Consider the following 21,353-nt stretch of genomic DNA (forward strand, 5'->3'; position numbering starts at 1 on the left):
GACGCTCGAGATGACGTAGCCAGGGCTCGAGATGACGTAGCCGGGGCTCGATGTGACGTAGGGAGTGGTTTGAGGCTGGGCAACGTCATCCTGAACGCAGTGAAGGATCTTCTGATGGTGGCACGGTGCCAGTTTGAGGAGATCTCTCGCTGACGCTCGAGATGACGTAGCCAGGGCTCGAGATGACGTAGCCGGGGCTCGATGTGACGTAGTGGGGGCTCGAGGTGGCGCAGGTTTCGCGGCAATCTAGCCTTAAACTGAGCCCCGATACTGTTTAATTACATGCCGTATAAATTGTGGGCTCAGAAGATGATTCTAAATCTTCATCAGGAGCTGTTTGTTCTACTCTTCGCAGTGGTTGACTACTAAAAAATGAAATGACGCTTCTTTCTCGAGTGTCTTCGGCGTTGATGCGAGCAAAAGTTTTAAATTCTTCAAAACACTCTCCAGCCTGATGTACTGCTGCTGCGAATAAGAGAGAGGTTCCTGCCGTGACCGCGAAACCGGTAAACGGTTCAAGAAACAATAAAGGGATTCCGGTGGTGATACACCCCACATAGGCAGCCGCTGCTACAGCGGTCCAGAAAAATAATTCACATACTTTAAGAATATTGTACATTACAATATTAAATTGTCTGTCGTCAGTTGTATCCGCTATTATGTCGTTGGCTCCATCGGCTGTTAATTGTCCTAATTTTACTTCAGTAGCAGTGATAATAAATTGCTCGTATTGTAAAGCAATTCTTAGTGCATTTTTTTCGTTTGAGGTTTTATCAAAAGCGCGTTGGTAAAAATATTTGATCTGCCCTAACTGCATCTTAAGAGTGCTGTTTATATCCAAATCAGCAAAAAGAGAGTCTAATTGAACATTACAGTCCGCTATTCTTTGTGCCAGTAATTCTGCATTATTATATGAAGGCATAATTTATCTCTTTATAGATTAAGGAAAATAGATGGGCAACCATTGTAAATGATTAGCAATGTGGCGTTTTATAGCATACATTATTTTAAAAATAAAGTTGCTTTTCGCCCAACTTTTCTTCTGGCCCGGAAGCACAATGGCCAACACTGTCGCAGGAAACACTCAGAAGAAAATTATTGTCACTTCCATGTGTCGGGGGGAGGGTAGTGGAGAGACTCCGGGTTGCTTCATGAGCACTAGTCAGCGAATCTATAACCCTCCTTGTTGCCAGTGGGCAATTTTTCTTTCTTGAATATTTGCGCCCGACTGGCTTTGCTAAATCGATGCCTGTTTTATAGGTTGTGTGCATTGGCACACAACCGTGTCATTCCTCCACTAAAGCCCGTTACCACTAACACCAAAAAGAAAATTAGCGTTACCTCCTTGTGGCAGGGGCAGGGTAGTAGAGAGACTCCAGGTTGCTCCATGATCACTGGAGGTATAAGTTAAGGGAACAGGCCGACTTCCATTGTTATAATATCCCACGGCTCCACAATGGCCAGTACCCTCGCAGGAAACACCAGATAGAAAATTGGAGGTACTACCCTGTGCTGGAGGCAGAGTAGTGGAGAGGCTCCAGGTGACTCCATGATCACTGGAGGTATAACTTAAGGGAACATAACGACTTCCATTGAAATAATTCCCCACGGCTACACAATGGCCAGTACCCTCGCAGGAAACACTCTGTAGGTTATTGGAGCTACTTCCCGGTGCTGGAGGCAGAGTAGTGGAGAGGCTCCAGGTTACTCCATGATCACTGGAGGTATAACTTAAGGGGGGCGCAGCCAGACTATAATATCCCACGGCTACACAATGGCCAGTACCTTCGCAGGAAACACTAGGTAGGTAATTGGAGCTACTTCCCTGTGCTGGAGGCAGAGTAGTGGAGAGGTTCCAGGTTACTCCATGATCACTGGAGGTATAACTTAAGGGAATATTCCGACTTCCATTGTTATAATATCCCACGGCTACACAATGGCCAGTACCCTCGCAGGAAACACTATATAGGAAATTGGTGCTACTACCCTGTGCTGGAGGCAGAGTAGTGGAGAGGCTCCAGGTGACTCCATGATCACTGGAAGTATAACTTAAGGGAACATAACGACCTCCAGATGGATAATATCCCACTGTTACACAATGCCCGGAACTGTCGCAGTTAATCCCCGAAAGGGTATTAGAGGCAATACCCTGAGCCGGGGGCAGGGTGGTGGAGAGACTCCAGGTTGTCCCGTTATCGCTGGAGGTATAACTTAAGGGAGCATACCTAATTCCATTGTTATAATATCCCACGGCCGCACAATGGTCCGCACTGTCGCAGGAAATACCTTGAAGATAATTATCACTCCCTCCTTGTGCCGGAGGGAGGATAGTGGAGAGACTCCAGGTGACGCCATTATCACTGGAGGTATAACTTAAGGGAATATTCCGACTCCCATTGTTATAATATCCCACGGCGGCTAAGCGTAAAGGAATGGGAGTAATTGAAGCGGTTAGCTGCGCGGTGGGGGTATTAGTCCCTTTAGCAGTTACGGTGTTTCCTGTACTCACGACAGAAGAGGTCAATGCAAAAGTACAGGAGTCCTGAGGTAAGAGCGTGTTGCCGCAGGCATTATTGACCAACATTAAATTCGTTGAGGGAGTAAGACTAAGGCCTGTTGCGGTCACCAAGGTGGAGGTATTGGTTAAGGTAATGGTGCTGCTTATCGTGCCGGCAACAAAACTTAGATTGGTGGGGGTAAGTGTTAGTGTGGCCTGTTGTGTTGTGGTCGTTTGGCTTACCTTTAACTGCTCTTCCTGTTTTGAGGGTTGATAACACTGGTTGAGATTAGGGCTGCCATCGGCGTTTGCCTGACATACTACAGGGCCACCGCGGACACCGCCTTGCGGTAAGGCATTGCTGGTAATCAGCAGGTTGAGTGTGCAGCTGCTGCCTGGTTGACCGTTTGGCGCCATGCGACAGGGAGTGGTTTGTTGAATCCCTGCTGTGGGTAAAAGTACCACATTCTTGGATTGTCTTGATTGGTTTTGAACCACGTAGTCCACGGTGGCTGTGCTGTTTTGGGGCACTTCCTGGGTAGGATTGGAGCCTGGGGCAGGGGTTAAGGTCCACAAAGGAGCTGCTGCCTGAGCTGTTGCCGCAGTAAGCAAGGGGAACAGCAAAAAAAATTTTAGCGTGATTTTGTAGTGTTGTCTCATTCATCTTGTCCTTAAGTTACCTGAGTGAGGTTCGAAAGAAATTTAATAAAAATACCTATAGGTATAGCCGCGATTGTGCTTCAGCGAAGCCTTTTTCTGACTTTTGTCACAGTCTGCGAACTCAGCCAGATTTTCTATCCAGTAGGCTATTTTTATTTTATTGTTGAAATCGGGATGAGACAAGGATTATATTTGTAACTTTTTGAAAAATATATTTTTTTTTCGCGATTCTACCCCATGGACGCTTTCAAAATCTTCATATGCTCAAACTTTGTTGAATGGCATCGTTCAAGTGACTCAACGATAGACTGGATTTAAGGCTTTGTTTTAATCGATCTATCTGTAGACGTTTTGACCCTTGCATGAACTCACGTTTCATTGGGCTGGCTCTTTCCCATGCTTGTTCCCAAGACTCATAGGGGGCTGGCTTAATCCCCAGGGCTTTAGCTACCTTCTTCTGGATGGTTCCCATAGGTTGGGGAGCACCATCGGCAATATTATAGAGCGTGTGGGGCGTTGGACACTGTGCCAACAAGTAAGAGATGGCTGCTAAATCTCTTACATAAATATGATTAGTATAAGGGGCTTTATCTTTTTCTATTATCGGCGTTTGAGCTTTAGCTGCCTCTATAGGTAAACGCTGAGGCCCGTAAATTCCTGCAACTCGCAGCAATACTGCTTGTATTGAATTTTGGTTGCAATAACTTAACCATTGCTGTTCTGCATCAAGCCGACGCAATTGACGTGCGTTGTTAATGACGCAGGTTGATTGTTCATTCACCCAGTTGCCTTGATGATTGCCATAAACAGCACTTGAGCCAAAATAAATTACTTTTCTAGCATTAACCCTATTGTGACTGAGAAACTGACGTAAAAAAATATCTCTTTCCCCTTGTGGCTGAGGTGGAATCAAGTAATAAACAATAGTATTGGATTCAGTCCAATTGAATGGTTGGTTTAAATCATGGGTAACGTGGCTTAATCCAGGCTGCTGTAACTCAGGATTCAAATGACGGGATAGGGCGGTAACTTGCTGATCGTGCTTTAATAACTCTTGGGCTAAATAGTAACCACAATAACCATAACCCAGAATTAAATGATGCATGATTCGTCTCTATTGGTTAATTTGAAAGCGGCAAAGATTTTGAAAATCGCATTGTTGACACACAATGGAGTTAACCGGGTTTGGTACGCTGTGTCCTTGTTGAAACTCGTTTGCCAGAAGAGTTAATTGTTGTTGCCAGTGATTCCTATACTCTTCCCATGTTTCGCCTTTTTTTAATGAGGAGAGACCACTGAGATCCAGTTTTTCCTCACTCAATCCGCTACAGGTAATTTTCCCTGTTTTGAGTTGCATCAATAACAGAGTATTGATGTGCTCATCCAATAAAGCATATAGCAATAATTGTGGTTCTTTTGGTCGGTCTTCGTTCCAGGGTTTACTCGCAGGGAGACTGCTTTTATAGTCTATGACCCATTTTTTGTCTGCGACTTGATCCAGGCGGTCAACACGTACTTTAAAATCCAAACCGGCTAAATTGATGGAGTAAGATTGCTCTATAGCTGCAATGGTAAAAGGAGGGCGTTTCTTTTCCCATTCCAGGCTTGCAAGTACCAGTCGTTTTAAACGGGAGTATTCGACTTCTTCAATTAAATTGGAAAAAGAATCGCGCTGCACCTGTTTGACAGGACTTAAGGCTGCATGAATTGCTTTTTCAATAAGGAGATCTAAGTCCTTAGGACTTAGATTGAATAATTCCTCCTGGCTTTGCAGAGTTTGCCAGAGTAATTCCATTACTTTATGAATGATCTGACCTTTTTCTTTATTATTCAGGCCATCGGATGTATAGGCGGAGGGCTTTGCTTTAAGCCGATGTTCTGCAAATGCTTTAAAAGGACATTTTGCTTGATTGGCTAATAAAGCAGTACCGCCTGAAACATGTTCCTCTGAACGTAAAGGTAGATTATAGATCTCTTCTCTGGCCATTAAAAAGGATTGCATTGCTGGTTCAAAGATTGGAGGCAACGGTACGAAATTGGGAAAATCAGTAATTAAAGCACAAGGCAGATTTGGGGTGTCTCCCTGGAGCCGTGAGTAACTAAATACTGTTTCGGCACTGCCTCTTTGTAATCGTTGCAGGGTTTGTTTGGCAAATTGTAATTCACGCGCCGGAACGCTATGAGGCATAAATAATTCACGTTGCAGTTGCGGCGGAATAAAAGCAGATAATCGCGTTTTTTGGGGTAGGCATTGATCGCTTAATCCCATGACCCAAAGACTATCGAACTCACAACCGGATGCTTCCAGCAAACCTGATATTTGAATGGGCGCATTCTTTTTTTGTGCCTGAAATATGGTGTTATCAGTCAAATGAGTGAAGGCAGCAATGGCTTCTTTGATATTTAAAGTAGCGCTGATGAGACTTAATTGACGAAACTCATCAAAGACTGCGGTAAAACGATTAAAGCATTGGTAGCTTTCTGAATCCAGTCCGTAGTCTCCCGGAAAACCCATAGAATTTAAGCGCTCTTGGAATAAGGATATCCATTCCTCAGGTGATGCTTTTGGGGGATAAGGAGTGATCTTTCCTAAAAGGGCTGCGAGTTTTGGGGCTGAAGTGTTTAGATCGGTAATTAGCGTTTTTAAGGAGCACTTTTGCTCCTGCAGTAATGTACTGTCTTGTAGATAGTGTGATCTCGCTATAAATTCCTCTTTTGCATTGCCAATATAAGGAGATTGAAGAAGTAATGATGTCTGGTGGTGATTAATGGTGGTACTCTCAAGATTCAACCAGGAAAGAGCATGGGCAACCAGAGGAAACTCACTCAGTGATTGGCCCAACGATATATTAAACACAGTAGGGTTAAAATGACGCTGTAATATTCTTTGTAAAGAACGGGATTCCTGTTCTAAATTTGGAACAACAACACCAATACGCTGTTCCCCTTTATCTATTTTTAAATTCAACCAAGACATTAATTGTTGGTATTCTTCTTTATTATCTTTTGCAGACAATACCTTAGGTATATTCGAGTGTTCTTTTAAATCATAACGATATTGGGTTAGTCCTTCATTATTTAAATAGTGCTGGAGTGTCAATTGTTGGGGGTTGAACTCGTCAAAACATACCCAAATAACCGGTTGAAAAAACAGGGGATGGGCAGCATCAATCAGATAGGGAATCAATTGGCGTTCCGTGATGACATTGAGATCTTTGAGTTGACTATTAAAGGTTCGCCACCACCGTTGAAACGTTTGGGTTTGTGGTGTGTATTGGAACGCTGGATTTTCGGGGGTAAGCTGCCATTGTTGACTGTATTCCCATGCTTGCATTACTGCTTTAAGCAGGCCTTCACTGTACGTAATATGAGTATCCGATTTTATAATGGTTTGCCATAAGTGACGACATTGAGCTTCATTTAATAAGGTAGGATAAGACTGTTCAGGCGTTAAAAATTTTAATCGCTGATAGGTATTAATGATTAACGTGTTATAAGGCAAACATATGGGTTTATCCACTGTTTTTTGATTGGAATAAGTAAAAAAATACTCTAATAGAGCCGCGCTTAATCTATTATTCGGGGTTATAACTGTGGCCCCTTGAGTTAATAAATCAAGAAGTTGATTCTTATTATCTAAATACCGCATTTATTAAATTTACCTACCTACGATTTGGAAGCCGACCTTCTTAGTGATGGGTGATACGCACCCGGTCAGAATGCTCTATTTTGTTTTTTTCAACAGGGGATTCCGGCAATTTTTCTATTTCTTCATTGGGCTGATAAGTGGATAAAATATCGTATACCAATTGGCCCCGTAAATACATAGCGGCTAATCCTGCACCTATGGCCAGTGCGATTCCGAAAAGAACGTAGCTGTAGGCCAGAACGTATAGATAGAAGTAAACCATATTATGCAGCTGTGCAACGTACAATATACTCGAATTTTCATGGTACATAAAGAAAACAAGGCCTAAATCAAAAATTGGTAAAGAGGCTATCACCATAAAAAAACCCATCCAAAAAGTTTTGACTTTGTATGGTTTTTCACAATGAATAATATGTTCCCCCATTACTGCTCCTGTGCATGAAGCGATAACCATTCCTAAAATTACTGCTTCAAAAACGGGAATTTTTTCTTCGACTCCTAGAGAGGTAAGAAAAGCATTAATGAGTATCGTGCCTACAACAGATAGTAATCCAAAGTAAATGGCGGAGATTAACCGTGGATTGGGGCAAGTAAGTGCTGGATCTGGTTTTTTCATGATGCACCTAATAGATTGGGTTTTATATCTATAATTTTAGTACATTATTGGAATGACAGATAATTATTGACCGCTATTTTTCGACCAAACGTCATCTTGAACGAGGTGAGAGCTCTCCTCAAATGAGTACCGTGCCCACAGTTGGAGATCCCTCACTTTGTTCGGGATGACGTTTGACCGGAACAGGCCATCGAATGAGGATAGTGTTCTCTTTAAATGAGTACCGTGCCCACAGTTGGAGATCCCTCACTTTGTTCGTGATGACGTTTGACCGGAACAGGCCATCGAATGAGGATAGTGTTCTCTTTAAATGAGTATCGTGCCCACAGTTGGAGAGCCTTCACTTTGTTCGTGATGACGTTTGACCGGAACAGGCCATCGAATTAGGATAGCGTTCTCTTTAAATGAGTACCGTGCCCACAGTTGGAGATCCCTCACTTTGTTCGGGATGACGTTTGACCGGGATAGGCCATCGAATGAGGATAGTGTTCTCTTTAAATGAGTACCGTGCCCACAGTTGGAGATCCCTCATTTTGTTCGGGATGACGTTTGACCGGAGTACGTCATCTCGAACGAAGTGAGAGATCTCCTGACATAAGCGGGAGAACCTTCACTTTGTTCAGGATGGTGTTTAGCTAAAGATGGGGGCATACTGGCTTTTAGCCCTCAAGAATTTTTTTAATTTTTTCTAAGCCTAATTCATGAAGGGTCTCAATATTTCTTTGTGGAATCATTTCTGTGTCACCATACGCGGAAATGGCTTTTTCCAGATTGTCTTCTCTCAACAAATGTAACATAGGGTAAGGAGAGCGATTGGTATAATTGGATACGTCTTCCGGATCGGTATCGGCAAAATAATAATCTGGATGAAAGGTAGCCAATTGATAGATACCCTCATAGTCTTGCTCTTGAAGCAGACGTTCGGCTATATCGACAAAATCCAGATAAGTAAAAAAAATTTTAAAGGAATTGGTAAAAACCAGCAGGGTGGTTTCTATTTCTGGATTGTTATCTAAAAATTGAACTTCTGTCATTAAATCTTCGAGAGCCTGGGCTTTTTTGGAGGTATTCGATACCGCTATTCTTAGTTTTCCTTTATTAACGGGCCCCTTAGCAAAGGGACAAAGATTGTATTTAACGATGAATGAGCGTACCCAGTCCAGGGTTTGTTGCGCGATTAAAGAGTCAGATTGGGGCATGGGTTTTGATTTGTTTTTTACATTGACCTTATTGTACAGGTCCATTAAGAAATGACAATTGTTTTTACAGTCTCTTATTTTATAAAAACCAATATCAAATTAGCCAATAATTTGTTTATACTGAAATAAAGCAACTATAGATTTTTATTATGGGAACAATTTGTCGTTTTATTTTAAGATTAATAGGTTGGAAGATTGTTGGGAAATTACCCAAAGATAAGAAATATATGGTTATTGTGGCGCCTCATACTAGTAATTGGGATTTAATCATTGGTTTATTAGGTCGTTTTGCCGTAGAGGTTAAAATTAATTTTTTAGCCAAGCACCAATTGTTTTTTTTCCCCTTGGGTAATTTGTTAAAGGCTTTGGGAGGTACCCCTGTTGATCGTTCCAAGAGGGCTAATAGAGTAGAGCAAGTGGCTGAATTATATCGTCAAAGTGATAAATTAGTACTTGCTATCACCCCAGAGGGGACTCGTAGTGCAGTGGTTCGCTGGAAAGAGGGCTTTTATCATATCGCTTTGCAAGCAGGTATTCCGATTGTGATGATAGGTTTTGATTATTCGACCAAGGAAATTCGAATTCGTGAACCTTTTTGGCCTAGTGGGGATATCAATAAAGATTTTCCCCAATTTAGTGCCTATTTTAAAACGATTAAAGGCCGTTATCCTAAAGAGATACCTGATTATCACTCTAAAGGATAAGGAATGATGCAATTTTAAATCAGAAGTGTTTGCGCAAAATCTCAAGTTCCCTGCGCATTTTTTCCATTTCCTCCAAAAGATCCAATGCTAAAGCAACTCCTGGGAGATTAATTCCCAAGTCTCTATGGAGGCGAAAAGCAGATTCTAGTCGGCGCAAAGCTTTTTGGTCCAACACGACTTGTTCTATCTGCGTGGTTTGATTGGGAAATAAACCTTGTTCTATCATTTCAATCAGTAGTTCTTTAGGAATATGATATTTTCGGCATACTTCATTGAAAGAAATAGTAGTGGTTTCTTCAATAAGCACGCCAATTAAAAGATCGTCTTTGTTCATGCTTATACTCCCATTTTTTCACGTGGGTTAAAGGGCATAACCTGCGCCATTTTTTGATACAATTCTTTTGCTGCTTCTGTTGAGGCTGGCGGGGTAATAATTTTTAAAAGTACATATTGATTTCCCGGAGTAGGTCCTGGTAAACCGCGGTTTTTGATTCTTAACTTTTGTCCGCCCTGGGAGCCTGCGGGAATTTTTAAATCAATTTTTCCACCCAGAGTAGGCACCACTATTGTAGCTCCTAAAGCCGCTTCCCAAGGAGTAATGGGAAGAGTGAAGTAGATATCATTGTCCATCACATCAAACCAGGGGTGTTTCATTACTTCTACCGTCAAATAGATATCACCTCGTGGACCGCCACTTATGCCTGGGGCACCTTGTCCCGCTAATCTAATTTGCTGGCCTGATTTAATTCCTGCAGGAACTTTGACCTTAAGGGTTTGCATCTTGGTTTCTGTGCCTTGCTCTACAGGGACTTGCAGGCTTTTTACTGTTCCCTGAAAGGCCTCTTCCAGGCTGATGGTGATTTTTCCTTCATAATTCTGACCTGCCATCGGGGGCTGTTGGCGGCGGGCATGACCAAACAAGGACTCAAAGAAATCACTGTCGAATTGACCTCCCTGGAACTGATAGGCTCTTTCTCCATGACCAGTTGACTGTTGGGTGTTTTGTCGGTTAATAAATTCGCGATTTTTAAGGTATTGATCATATTCGGCTCTTTTTACCGGATCTTTTAACACCTCGTAAGCTTCCCCCATTTCTTTAAATTGCTCTTCTGCATTGGGTTCTTTGCTAATGTCAGGATGATATTTTCGCGCTAATTTTCGGTATGCCATTTTGATGTCTTTTTCCGAGGCATCTTGGCTAACCCCCATTATTTTATAATAATCTTTTTCCATGTTTATTCTCTCAATCTGACACGTGCAAATCTTAACCCATAGCAGAAGCTGGTTTGCATTGATTCCGTACCTTCGCTGCATACGGATTCCATTTTATTATCATATCCCAATAAGAGCTAAAGTATGCATAGCCATCATTTTTTCTTCATTAGCTGGGATAACCAGCACAGAAAATGGTTGTAGGCATTGAATCCTGTTTAAGATATTAGTTCTAACTAACTCCGAATTTTCCCCTATTCCACCAGTGAATACAATACCATCAAGCCCTCCTAGAGCAATGGCCATCATTCCTATAAATTGAGCTCCTTTAAGACAGAAATAATCCAAGGCAAAATGGGCATTCGGAGCCTCGCTGTTTTGTAATTCTTTGACGTCATTGGTTAGACCCGATAAGCCTAAAAGACCTGAATCATCATAGAGTATTTTTTCTACTTCTTCTAAGGACAAACCTAAATTGCGCAGCATATAAATAATTGCCCCTGGATCCAGACTCCCACAGCGAGTTCCCATAGGAAGACCATCCAAGGCCGTTAATCCCATAGTCGTATCAATACTTATTCCATTTTGCATCGCACAAAGACTGGCCCCGTTACCCAGATGAGCGGTAATAATCCGGCCTTTAGCCAAGGTGGGATAATCTTTTTTTAAACGATGTGCTATCCATTCAAAAGAAAGGCCATGAAATCCATAACGCCTGACTCCGCGATCGCGTAGCGATTTTGGCAGTGCATAAGCAGTAAATAAAGAGGAGTGATGGGCATGAAAGGCGGTATCAAAGCAGGCAATTTGCGGCAATTCAGGGTGAAATTGTTGAATGATTTCTACGGCTGCCAAATTATGGGGTTGGTGTAAAGGCGCCAGAGAGTTGAACTGTTTTAATTGGTTCAGAATTGAGGGAGTAATTAATGTACTTTTAGTAAATAGTTCACCGCCATGAACAATACGATGAGCAACTGCTTTAATATCCCAATTTTGATTCTGGTTTATCCAGTCCAGTATCAAGTGAATTGCCTGCTCATGATTACATTCAGGATCAAGATCTTTAGAGGGGCTTTGTAGCCTTAGTTTTTCGTTGATTGCTGAAAATAATGGCTTCGTCCCTAAATTAGATATCTTCCCTCTGGCTAACAAAGAAAGTTCAGGAGTATTAGAGAATAGTTGAAACTTCACACTGGAAGAGCCGGAATTGATGATGAGTAAGGTGGAGTCGGTCATTTAATTTTTCCAGCGTTTCGTGCAGCAACAATTTTAACTGCTAAAGCACAAGACAACAGTCGAGTTCTTAACGAATCGGCTCGACTGGGTAAGATAATAGGCACCCGGGCTCCAAGTACTATACCTGCAGCATCTGCATGGCCCAGAAAGGTTAGTTGTTTGGCCAGGATATTCCCTGATTCAATCTCCGGTACTAATAATATGTCAGCATCGCCGGCTACTGCTGAGGTTATATTTTTTTCCGCTGCGGCTTCTTTGCTTATTGCATTATCAAAGGCCAAAGGACCATCTAGAATGCCATTAATAATCTGCCCCCGGTCAGCCATTTTACATAGTACAGCTGCATCAACCGTAGCCTGCATTTTGGGGTTAACCGTTTCAACTGCCGCAAGTATTGCCACTCTAGGTTTTGTTTTATCATCGAATAAGATTCGCCAAAGGTTAATTGCATTTTGACAAATGTCGGCCTTATCCTCTGCATTAGGAGCTATATTAATGGCAGCATCTGTAATAAAGAGCGGTTTATGATAGGTAGGAATGTTCATGACATAAACATGACTAAAACGATATTTGGTACGTAATCCTGAAGCGACTGGAACTGCAGCAGACATTAATTCATCAGTATGCAGGGAACCTTTCATAATGGCGTCCACTTTCCCAGTCGCTGCAAGTTCTACAGCTTTTACCGCGGCTGCATCACTGTGTTCGGTATCAATGATTTCCCAGGAGGTTAAATTTATTGCTGCTTCTTTGGCCGCTTCTTTAATGCGTGAAGCAGGGCCGATTAAAATTGGAATAATAAGTGCTGCTTGTACTGCATCAGCAATCCCTTTAATCACGTGTGCGGTTACCGGATGCACAATTGCTGTTTTTATAGGGGGTAAATTACGACATGATGCAATTGTTTCATTAAATTTATCGTGATTATGAATTTCAACATGAGGTGGTTCGGTTCGCGCGATACGAATTTTTTTAGTAGGGGCTAATACTTTAGCAAGTCCCTCAATGACCTTTTCTCCCTTTTGATTGACGCCTACGCAATTAAATTCAACTGTTTTTGTATCTGGATTTTTATTGCTGACTGTAATGGTGATAATTAAATTATCGCCAATATGTACCGGTTTTTTAAATTGAATGTCCTGCTCCAGATAAATGGTTCCTGGCCCAGGCAATACAGTACCCAATAAAGTAGAAATCAGGGCGCCAGACCACATTCCATGACCTATTACCCCATGAAAAACATCACTTTTAGCAAAATCGGGATTCACATGAGCTGGATTAACGTCTCCTGACATTGCTGCAAATAAATCAATATCATCCTGTGTTAAAGTACGACTTAAACTGGCTTGTTGTCCCAAGGTCAATTCATCAAAAACAGTATTTTCAAGAAACTCGTCACTCATTATTGAACCCTTTATTTTTGCAGCACGTAGGTTCCAGGCGCTGCAGGTAGTTTTTTATTTAGACTCGGTGGATTAACCAGTTTAGTGGTTGAATGTTTTACCAACCATTCCTCCCAGGCGATCCACCAGGAGCCTTTTTTTGATTGTGCTTCCTTTAACCAGGTATTCGGATCGAGATAGGCTGAATCTTTCTTTCGTTCACGAATATAATAACTGCGTCCTGCATGTCCCGGTTCACTGACTATTCCTGCATTATGTCCACCATTAGTCAGAACAAAAGTGATGTCGTTATTAATTAATAAATGTGTTTTATAGACTGATTTCCAGGGCGCCACATGGTCTTTTTCCGTACTTACCACAAAAGCAGGAGTATGGATGTTTTCCGCAACAATATGGTGTCCCTCAACAGTAAAGCGCCCTTCGGCAAAATCATTGTTAAGGAATAATTTTTCCAGATATTCACTGTGCATTTTATATGGCATACGCGTTGCATCCGCATTCCAGGCAAGTAGTGCTATCATCCCTCTTTGAGTGCCATGCATGTAGTCCTGAACCATTTTAGACCAAATAAGATCATACGAGCGAAGCATTTGGAAGCTTCCTGCCATTTGTTTTGTGTCCAAATACCCCTGTTCCCACATCATACTTTTCAGAAAAGATACTTCACTTTTAGTGATAAAAAGGAGCAATTCTCCCGCTTCAGTAAAATCGCCTTGTGCGGCAAGAAGACTTAAGGTTTTCAGCCGCTTGTCCCCATTTTTTGCCATGGCTGCTGCAGTTATCATCGCCAAGGTACCACCGAGACAATAACCCATTAAATGAATTTTGGTGTCAGGAATTGCTGCTGAAACTGCATCGATTGCAGCCATAGCGCCCATTCTGTAGTAATCATCCATTCCGAGATCTCGATCCTCACTTCCCGGATTAAGCCAGGAGACTATAAATACAGTATGTCCTTGTTGAACTAACCAATTCACTAGTGAGTTTTCAGGCAGAAGATCCAGAATATAATATTTCATAATCCAGGCAGGCAACATTAATATCGGTTCTTTATATACTTTTTTTGTTTGTGCTTCATATTGGATTAATTCAATTAAATGGTTTTTAAAAACTACTTTTCCCTTAGTCACTGCGACGTGTTCTCCTGGAATAAAATTTTCAACTCCTGCAGGAGGTGCTCCAGTGATTTTTTCAACGAAATCTTGTATGGCCAGTTCTGTTCCACGTATTAAATTTTGCCCATTTGAACGAATGGTTTCTCGGAATAAATCGGGATTGGTTAGGACAAAATTTGATGGAGATAAGGCATCAAGAATTTGCCGCATGCGAAAAGCTACAGTGCGTTTTACGGGAATGGGTAAACCAGGTACTTTAGTTGTGGCTTGTGAACACCAGTTTTCAAACTGGAGAAATTGTTCCGCCCATAAACGCCATGGATACATACTCCAGTTTTCAGTATGAAAGCGAACGTCTTTTCCATCTCCGGGTTTGTCATGATTGATCAGATTAGAGACATACTCTTCTGCATGTAATAGAGGATAAGAGGCAAGTCTTGTCAGGGTTCCTGGTGATTGGAGAAGTTGTGCCATCCATGAAAAATAGGAGGTGGCCAAAGCTGCTGGACTCACTCCGGCAGTCAGTTTTCCGAGATTAGCCTGATAGAATTTATCCATAAATCGAAACAGGCTATCCGTTTCTGGCGGTTCACTTTTTTTCTGCAAGGAATCAGCAGTTTTTTCTTGTTTTCTTTTAATATCGGGATGGGGGGTATTTTTTTCAACAGGCTTGCTTTTATTCGTTTTTTTCATATTCTACATCCTGTAGGCGTTTCATATATAGAAAATAGTATAGCAGTAAATGTTCCAAGTACACTCCAGCTTTTACTCCTCGGACTATTATATTAAGTATATTAAGCAGCGAATCAGAGACTAAAATATTCAATTGACTCCTTAATGATACCTAAGTATATAAAAAATATTGGTTGTGCTAAAATTTTCCTACGTTATTAAGAGGTCATTATAAGGGATTTGAATGCTTTGGATTAAACCCGATAAACTGCAAACAAAAGCCGAGGAAATTGGCAATGCTACAACCCATGCCTTGGGTGTTCTTCTGAGTTTGATTGCGATTACGCTATTTATAGTCTTTGCCATGAATCAAGAGGATGCCTTGAAATTAATTTCGAGCCTGGTTTTTGGAAGTACTTTATTGTTGATGTATGCCAGTTCTACTTTATATCACAGCTTCAAAGATCCTAAATTGAAACATTTATTTCGTATTGTCGATCATGCGTCAATTTACCTTTTGATTGCAGGCAGTTATACCCCCTTTATGTTAGTCACTTTAAAAGGAGGGTGGGGATGGACTATGTTTATTCTTGTTTGGTCTCTGGCGCTTGCTGGTGTGGTGTTTAAGATATTTTTTGTTCATAAATTTGAACTTTTATCAACGGCAATTTACCTTTTAATGGGATGGATGTGCTTGGTTGTAGTCAAACCTATTTACGAACTGTTACCATTAGGTGGATTGGAATGTGTGGTTGCTGGCGGACTGTGTTACACTATCGGCGTTATTTTTTATGCATGGGAAAGATTGAAATTTAGCCATCTGCTTTGGCATTTATTTGTTTTAGCAGGTAGTGTTTTCCACTTTTTTGCTGTGTTATTGTATGTGATTATTATTTAACCTGAGTTCAACACATTAGTCGCTCTTAATAGATTCAACGGTCGAATTCAGATTTTAGCCAGCAGGTAATAGCTTAGGCCCTCATTAGGATTTATTTATCCGCTTTTAAGGATAATAATTTAGACTTACTCTCTATGGAGACTTTGATGCAAAAATATTTAATCAACACAACTATTGCCGGAGCCTTGCTTTTATTGGCTGGTTGTCAGACAGGTAATGGGCCTGGTTTGTTTAGTTCTTATCCTTCCTTCCCGTCTTATTCGTCTCAGATGAGTTTGGCACAGTCAGTTCAAGAAGCTTTAATGCGAAATGGGGATCCTGTTATAGGCCAAGTTCGAGTTGAAACGAATCAGAATATAGTTATTTTAAGTGGTTACGTTAAAAAAATTCGCCAAAGTGATGTGGCGGAGCAAATCGCTCGTCAAGTAGCAGGACCACAAAACGTCCAAAATAATATTATCGTACGTCCATAATTTGGGTTAGTCATGCAGCCTTAGGCGTATAGGGAGCAAATCGTCCCTATACGCTTTGCATTATTTGGCTTTAGTCGCTTTAGGCGTTTTTGTTTCTCCATTAGAAGTACAGCAGGAACAAGCACAGCAGCTAAATAAATTATATAGCCAGGCAATCAAGGCACCAGTGATGAACGCATCAACAAAGCCTATAATTCCACCGATGAAGCTGCCTTTTATTGACGGGGCATAGCCTAGGTACAAAGTACTCATTGCCTCAACAAAAGGTTTTCCATAGCTATGAAAGTAGGCTAATAATCCTAATATTAGTACGGATAAACCCCATAGTACTCCTAAAGCAAGACCTAATCCTACAGGACTTAATTTGCAACCTTTCATACTATCTCCTTATAAGAATTTATATATAAATTATAGTCCATTCAATGATTAAAAATAAAAATAAGCCTGATAATTTGTTCTATTGCCTTCCCATAGTGACATAAAAATTGAAGATGCGGTACTGTGATTTTATTTGCATTTACTCATTAAATTTGTTTTGAAGTGGATGAGAAATTAGCAGCGCGTGATGACTGGGTCTACACTTAAATCATATGGACTCTTTTAGAAAAAATCATGAATGATTTAACAAAATATTGTTTGGGGATGGTGTTTGCTACTCATTGTTTTGCTGAATCTGCAAGTCCATCTTTACCTCCTGGTTTAATTAAAGTAACCGAGGAAAATAATCCCAAGTGCGTTGAATATATAACCTATCAGGGCGAAATGTATTGCAGTCAGGTTGCTTTGGATAAAATCCCGGTTGATCCACACATACTTTCCTATGAAAAACAAAATATTATTTTTGGTCATAGGCCTTGGAAAGCTGCCTGGGGTAAAAATACCCCCCAAATCTCTACAATTGAATATATTCCGATAGGAGACGATATTGAAAACTGGAATGAACTGATTACCACACAATTTATTCCGGGTTTAATCAATATTACGCCTACCCAATTCGGTAATCGTTTTCTGGATAATCTTAAAAAATCCCAAGCCACTTTTACTGTCCATGCCATAGAAAATCAACCTGATAGTCTTATTTTCGAATTTAAGGTAAGTAAACCATCTAATTTAAAGCAAGATGAAATTCAAAAAGTGGTAAAGGGTAAAGATGGGATGTACATTCTTCATTATGCCATCAAAAAACCAGATATGGGTGAAACGGCAAGACAAAAATGGATTGATAATATCAAGAAAAGTTCTCTCAAAGAGGACTAAAAGTAATTAGGTTTTTACTCGCTGATTGAAGCCGGGGCTCGACATTTAAAATTTCTTAAGTTCTCGTTTTTATTGAGTTTAATCGCTTCTTGACAAGTTCAAATATTAATCTTTACAATGCAAAGGGGCAAATAATTTCTATTTGCTTTCTTAAAAATTTAACTAATTATCAAAGGGAATTTTAATGAACAAATTACAATTAACTGGTGCTGCTCTTGCAGTAGGCGCTGCTGCTATGTTCGCTTTAGCTCCTGCTTTTGCTGCTGAAACTACTTCTGCTCCTATGGTTCAATGCAAAGGTGGTAATGCATGTAAAGGTCAAAGCGCTTGTAAAACTGCTGACAACGCATGTAAAGGCCAGAACGCTTGTAAAGGAAAAGGCGTTGCTCAAATGACTAAAGAAGATTGTGACAAAGCAGGTGGTACATCTGAGTAATTATTATTACCTTAAAATTCATTAGTTGAATTTAAGGCAATACCTGTCTTACTCCAGGCATGAGAATCATGCCTGGTTTTATCTCTTTATTTAGGTACAATATGGAAGTTCCTCAAAATAAAATAAAATCAAAAATGCCTTTTCTGGGCTTTGGATTAGGTTTAAGACCTGATTATTATGAAGAAATTTTAACTCAAAAACCTGCTTTGGATTGGTTTGAGATACTCACTGAAAATTATTTAGTTCCCGGTGGTAAGCCCTTATATTATCTCAATAAGATACGTGAACAGTATCCTATTGTGATGCATGGCGTCTCTCTTTCGATAGGCAGTACTGACCCTTTGGATACGGAATACCTAAAACAGCTAAAAGATTTAGCTTCCTGTGTTGAGCCTGCCTGGATTTCAGATCATCTGTGCTGGACTGGCGTTCAAGGACGTAATGTCCATGATTTATTACCCATTCCTTATACTCATGAGGCAATCAGTCATATCGTTTCTCGAATTCAACAGATACAAGATTTTTTAGGGCGCCCCATATTAATTGAAAATGTATCCAGCTATCTGACCTATAAACAATCGGAAATGTCGGAGTGGGATTTTATTTTAGAGATAGTGAAACAAGCTGGTTGTTACATTTTATTGGATGTGAATAATGTTTACGTAAGTTCCGTGAATCATCAATTTAATCCTCTCGATTACATAAAAGCCATGCCTGCCGATCGCGTTGCCCAAATTCACTTAGCTGGCCATTCAAATCATGGCGATTACATTATTGACACTCACGATGCTCCGGTAATTGAACCCGTTTGGGATTTATACGCAGCTACTATTCAACATTTAGGCAAAATATCTACTATGATTGAACGGGATGATAATATGCCTCCCTTGACAGAGCTGCTAACGGAAATTAATCGCGCAAAACATATGACAGAGCAATTACTCCTTGAAGAGGTGCTTGCATGACTGAACTGCCCCATACGCAAGAACAATTTCAAAAATTCATCTTTTCAGGTCAATCTGAAATTAATGATTCAATAGTTCAAACAGAGCGAGTTTCTGTTGATACGCGATTGGCTATTTATAGAGATGCCTATAAACTGAGATTAATAGAAAGTTTAACTACTACTTTTCCTGCGGTGCATGCTTATTTGGGTACGGAGGCATTTGAGGAAGTATGTAACAGTTATATAGACGCTCACCCCTCTTCTTACCGATCCATTCGATGGTTTGGAGATGTTCTGGCTGAATTTTTGCAGAATTATTACGCCAAAAAATATTCCTTTTTAGCTGAACTGGCTGATTTTGAATGGAAAATGACTTTAGCCTTTGATGCTGCGGATAAATCCGTGTTGCACATTGCCGATATGGCTAATGTGCCGCCTGAATCATGGGCAGGCATGAAATTTACGCTTCATCCTTCAGTGCAACGAGTGAATTACTTTTGGAATGCCATTCCATTATGGCAGACTCTTATAAACGATCATGAATTACCCGAGCTAGAGAATGCTTCTGTAGCTACCTCCTGGATCTTATGGCGGTCACCAGATTATATAATTCAATTTTATAGTTTGTCTGAAGAGGAGGCCTGGGCTATAGATGCACTAATCCAGGGTTTATCCTTTGGTCAACTTTGTGAGGGATTGTGTCAGTGGATCAATGCTGAAGAGGTTGGATTGCGGGCTGCCTCCTATTTGAAAAACTGGATTCAAAATGGAATGGTGTCTGAACTGTGTCTTTAAAATGCAGTTGGGTCGCAACCTTACTTAATGACTAACAGAAAAAACAAAATCGCAGGATAATGCATTTTGGAAAGTGAATAGATCCAAACATCGTACATAAAACACAAGGATAGGTTATGTTGAATCCCAGAGAGGTTAATACTATTGAGGATGCGAAACGCATCGTTGAAGAAAGACAACTGACTCATGTGAAAGTAGGCATTTTCGATGTAGATGGAGTGATGCTCGGTAAATACATGAGTCGCAATAAATTTTTTTCTGCGTTGGAACATGGTTTTGCCTTCTGCGATGTGATTTTGGGCTGGGATTCAAAAGACAAACTTTATGATAATGTCCAATATACGGGATGGCATACGGGCTATCCTGATGCGAGCGTTCGTATTATTCCCTCAAGTTGTCGTGACATAGTCTTTGAAGAGAACCAATTGTTATTTATGGCTGAATTTTCTGGAGAGGCGGAGTCCATTTGCCCGCGTTCTGTACTAAGACGTGTCCTTAATAAAGGCTTATCCATGGGCTACGATGCTTATGCTGCTTTAGAGTACGAGTTTTTTGTTTTTGATGAAACACCAGACAGTGTTCGTGCTAAAGGATTCCGTAATTTAAAACCTATTACTCCTGATAATTTTGGTTATTCAATTATTCGTAATACAGTCCATGCTGAACTTTACCACCAAATTCTTAATATGGGAGAGAAAATGGATTTTCCCATTGAAGGATTACATACTGAAACAGGTCCAGGTGTCATTGAGGCGGCCATTGCCGTAGACTCGGCTGAGGCTGCTGCTGATAAAGCGGCTTTGTTTAAAACCTTTATGAAGGTACTTGCTCAGCGCAATAATAAAATGGCAACTTTTATGGCTAAATGGTCTCCTAATCACCCAGGGCAAAGTGGACATATCCATATTTCCCTAAAGCACCGTGAGCAGGGGCGTTCTGCATTTTATGATCCGGGGTTAACTCACAATATGAGTAGAATCCAGCGTCATTTTCTTGCCGGTCAACAAAAATTAATGCCTGAATTATTAGCCATGTTTTCACCAACAGTTAATAGTTATTCGCGTTTAATTCCTGGGTATTGGGCACCTACAGATGCAACTTGGGGTGTAGAAAACAGGACAACTGCTTTACGTGTTATTCCAGGTAGTGAGAAGTCGCAACGTATTGAGTATCGACTTGGTTCAGCGGATGCTAACCCTTATCTTGCCTTAGCTGCAGCTATAGGCTCCGGCCTATATGGAATTGAACATGAATTGGAACCAGAACCCGAAGTGGAGGGCAATTCTTATGAGCAAACTCATAATCAGGAACTTAGTTTACCACGGACTTTATGGGATGCTGCTCAAAATCTAAGATCGTCCTATGCTGCTCGTTCTTTATTTGGACCAGAATTTGTAGCCCATTTTGCCGCATCGCGTGAATGGGAAGAAAGAGAGTTTAGAAAGTACATTACTGACTGGGAGCTGGATCGCTATTTTGAGATTATTTGATAGGGGCGGGCAGGCTGTAGCCCGGCTGCTTGCAGCCGGGATCGGTTTGAAGTTGCAAATTGACAAAATCCCGGTTGCAAGCAACCAGTCTACGC

20 protein-coding genes are annotated in these 21,353 nt (G+C 40.9%); 8 read left to right on the forward strand and 12 right to left on the reverse strand.

The window, feature by feature from the left end; genetic code table 11:
• Window positions 1–274: 274 nt before the first annotated feature.
• From LOX96_RS11240 to LOX96_RS11265, 6 genes are all read right to left on the reverse strand, one after another.
• Entirely contained in the window at window positions 275–922 is a 648-nt protein-coding gene (locus tag LOX96_RS11240) for a DUF5638 domain-containing protein (RefSeq protein ID WP_250421880.1), read from the reverse strand.
• A 375-nt stretch (window positions 923–1,297) separates the two neighbouring features.
• Window positions 1,298–3,157 carry a sialidase family protein gene (locus LOX96_RS11245; protein ID WP_250421881.1) on the reverse strand — a complete coding sequence of 620 codons (1,860 nt, stop codon included), beginning with the start codon at window positions 3,155–3,157 and terminating at the stop codon, window positions 1,298–1,300.
• Window positions 3,158–3,413: 256 nt separating this feature from the next.
• Window positions 3,414–4,262 (reverse strand): SDR family oxidoreductase, encoded by an 849-nt coding sequence (locus LOX96_RS11250; protein WP_250421882.1) that lies wholly within the window; start codon window positions 4,260–4,262, stop codon window positions 3,414–3,416.
• A 9-nt stretch (window positions 4,263–4,271) separates the two neighbouring features.
• Entirely contained in the window at window positions 4,272–6,806 is a 2,535-nt protein-coding gene (locus LOX96_RS11255; RefSeq protein ID WP_250421883.1) for a PD-(D/E)XK nuclease family protein, read from the reverse strand.
• Window positions 6,807–6,846: 40 nt separating this feature from the next.
• Window positions 6,847–7,422 (reverse strand): hypothetical protein, encoded by a 576-nt coding sequence (locus LOX96_RS11260; RefSeq protein WP_250421884.1) that lies wholly within the window; start codon window positions 7,420–7,422, stop codon window positions 6,847–6,849.
• A gap of 659 nt (window positions 7,423–8,081) precedes the next feature.
• Window positions 8,082–8,621, reverse strand: coding sequence for a DUF1415 domain-containing protein (locus LOX96_RS11265; protein ID WP_250421885.1), 540 nt, complete (start codon window positions 8,619–8,621; stop codon window positions 8,082–8,084).
• A gap of 149 nt (window positions 8,622–8,770) precedes the next feature.
• Here LOX96_RS11265 and LOX96_RS11270 point away from each other — a divergent pair, with 149 nt between their 5' ends.
• A complete protein-coding gene (locus tag LOX96_RS11270) occupies window positions 8,771–9,325 on the forward strand; it encodes a lysophospholipid acyltransferase family protein (protein WP_250421886.1) in 555 nt (184 codons plus the stop codon).
• A gap of 19 nt (window positions 9,326–9,344) precedes the next feature.
• Here LOX96_RS11270 and LOX96_RS11275 read toward each other — a convergent pair whose 3' ends face one another.
• From LOX96_RS11275 to LOX96_RS11295, 5 genes are all read right to left on the reverse strand, one after another.
• Window positions 9,345–9,659 carry a chaperone modulator CbpM gene (locus LOX96_RS11275; protein WP_250421888.1) on the reverse strand — a complete coding sequence of 105 codons (315 nt, stop codon included), beginning with the start codon at window positions 9,657–9,659 and terminating at the stop codon, window positions 9,345–9,347.
• A 2-nt stretch (window positions 9,660–9,661) separates the two neighbouring features.
• Window positions 9,662–10,558, reverse strand: a complete 897-nt coding sequence (locus LOX96_RS11280; RefSeq protein ID WP_250421890.1) for a DnaJ C-terminal domain-containing protein — start codon at window positions 10,556–10,558, stop codon at window positions 9,662–9,664.
• Between the two features lie 99 nt (window positions 10,559–10,657).
• Window positions 10,658–11,773, reverse strand: coding sequence for an acetate/propionate family kinase (locus LOX96_RS11285; protein WP_250421892.1), 1,116 nt, complete (start codon window positions 11,771–11,773; stop codon window positions 10,658–10,660).
• A complete protein-coding gene (locus LOX96_RS11290) occupies window positions 11,770–13,176 on the reverse strand; it encodes a bifunctional enoyl-CoA hydratase/phosphate acetyltransferase (protein WP_250421893.1) in 1,407 nt (468 codons plus the stop codon). Before LOX96_RS11290 ends, LOX96_RS11285 begins: the two co-directional genes overlap by 4 nt.
• An 11-nt stretch (window positions 13,177–13,187) precedes the next feature.
• Complete coding sequence (locus tag LOX96_RS11295; RefSeq protein WP_250421895.1) at window positions 13,188–14,984, reverse strand: PHA/PHB synthase family protein; 1,797 nt, start codon at window positions 14,982–14,984, stop codon at window positions 13,188–13,190.
• A gap of 223 nt (window positions 14,985–15,207) precedes the next feature.
• On the opposite strand from LOX96_RS11295, the gene trhA reads away from it, so the two are divergent.
• Window positions 15,208–15,861 carry a PAQR family membrane homeostasis protein TrhA gene (gene trhA / locus LOX96_RS11300; protein ID WP_250421896.1) on the forward strand — a complete coding sequence of 218 codons (654 nt, stop codon included), beginning with the start codon at window positions 15,208–15,210 and terminating at the stop codon, window positions 15,859–15,861.
• 146 nt (window positions 15,862–16,007) lie between these two features.
• On the forward strand, window positions 16,008–16,334 hold the full coding sequence (locus LOX96_RS11305) for a BON domain-containing protein (RefSeq protein ID WP_250421898.1): 327 nt from the start codon (window positions 16,008–16,010) through the stop codon (window positions 16,332–16,334).
• Between the two features lie 60 nt (window positions 16,335–16,394).
• Here LOX96_RS11305 and LOX96_RS11310 read toward each other — a convergent pair whose 3' ends face one another.
• Window positions 16,395–16,712 (reverse strand): bacteriophage holin, encoded by a 318-nt coding sequence (locus LOX96_RS11310; RefSeq protein WP_250421900.1) that lies wholly within the window; start codon window positions 16,710–16,712, stop codon window positions 16,395–16,397.
• 234 nt (window positions 16,713–16,946) lie between these two features.
• On the opposite strand from LOX96_RS11310, the gene LOX96_RS11315 reads away from it, so the two are divergent.
• The 5 genes from LOX96_RS11315 (at window position 16,947) to LOX96_RS11335 (ending at window position 21,258) form a co-directional block, all read left to right on the forward strand.
• Window positions 16,947–17,591: a hypothetical protein gene (locus LOX96_RS11315; protein ID WP_250421901.1), complete on the forward strand. Its 645-nt coding sequence runs from the start codon at window positions 16,947–16,949 to the stop codon at window positions 17,589–17,591.
• Window positions 17,592–17,775: 184 nt separating this feature from the next.
• Window positions 17,776–18,027: a BufA2 family periplasmic bufferin-type metallophore gene (gene bufA2, locus LOX96_RS11320; protein WP_250421902.1), complete on the forward strand. Its 252-nt coding sequence runs from the start codon at window positions 17,776–17,778 to the stop codon at window positions 18,025–18,027.
• A 101-nt stretch (window positions 18,028–18,128) separates the two neighbouring features.
• On the forward strand, window positions 18,129–18,992 hold the full coding sequence (bufB, locus tag LOX96_RS11325; protein WP_250421974.1) for an MNIO family bufferin maturase: 864 nt from the start codon (window positions 18,129–18,131) through the stop codon (window positions 18,990–18,992).
• The gene (locus LOX96_RS11330) at window positions 18,989–19,768 is read left to right on the forward strand and encodes an HvfC/BufC N-terminal domain-containing protein (protein WP_250421903.1); all 780 of its coding nucleotides are present in this window, start codon (window positions 18,989–18,991) and stop codon (window positions 19,766–19,768) included. Before bufB ends, LOX96_RS11330 begins: the two co-directional genes overlap by 4 nt.
• A 116-nt stretch (window positions 19,769–19,884) precedes the next feature.
• Window positions 19,885–21,258, forward strand: a complete 1,374-nt coding sequence (locus LOX96_RS11335) for a glutamine synthetase family protein (RefSeq protein ID WP_250421904.1) — start codon at window positions 19,885–19,887, stop codon at window positions 21,256–21,258.
• Window positions 21,259–21,353 lie beyond the last annotated feature (95 nt).

Source organism: Legionella maioricensis (assembly GCF_023618015.1).
In the GTDB taxonomy this organism is placed as follows: Bacteria; Pseudomonadota; Gammaproteobacteria; order Legionellales; family Legionellaceae; genus Legionella; species Legionella maioricensis.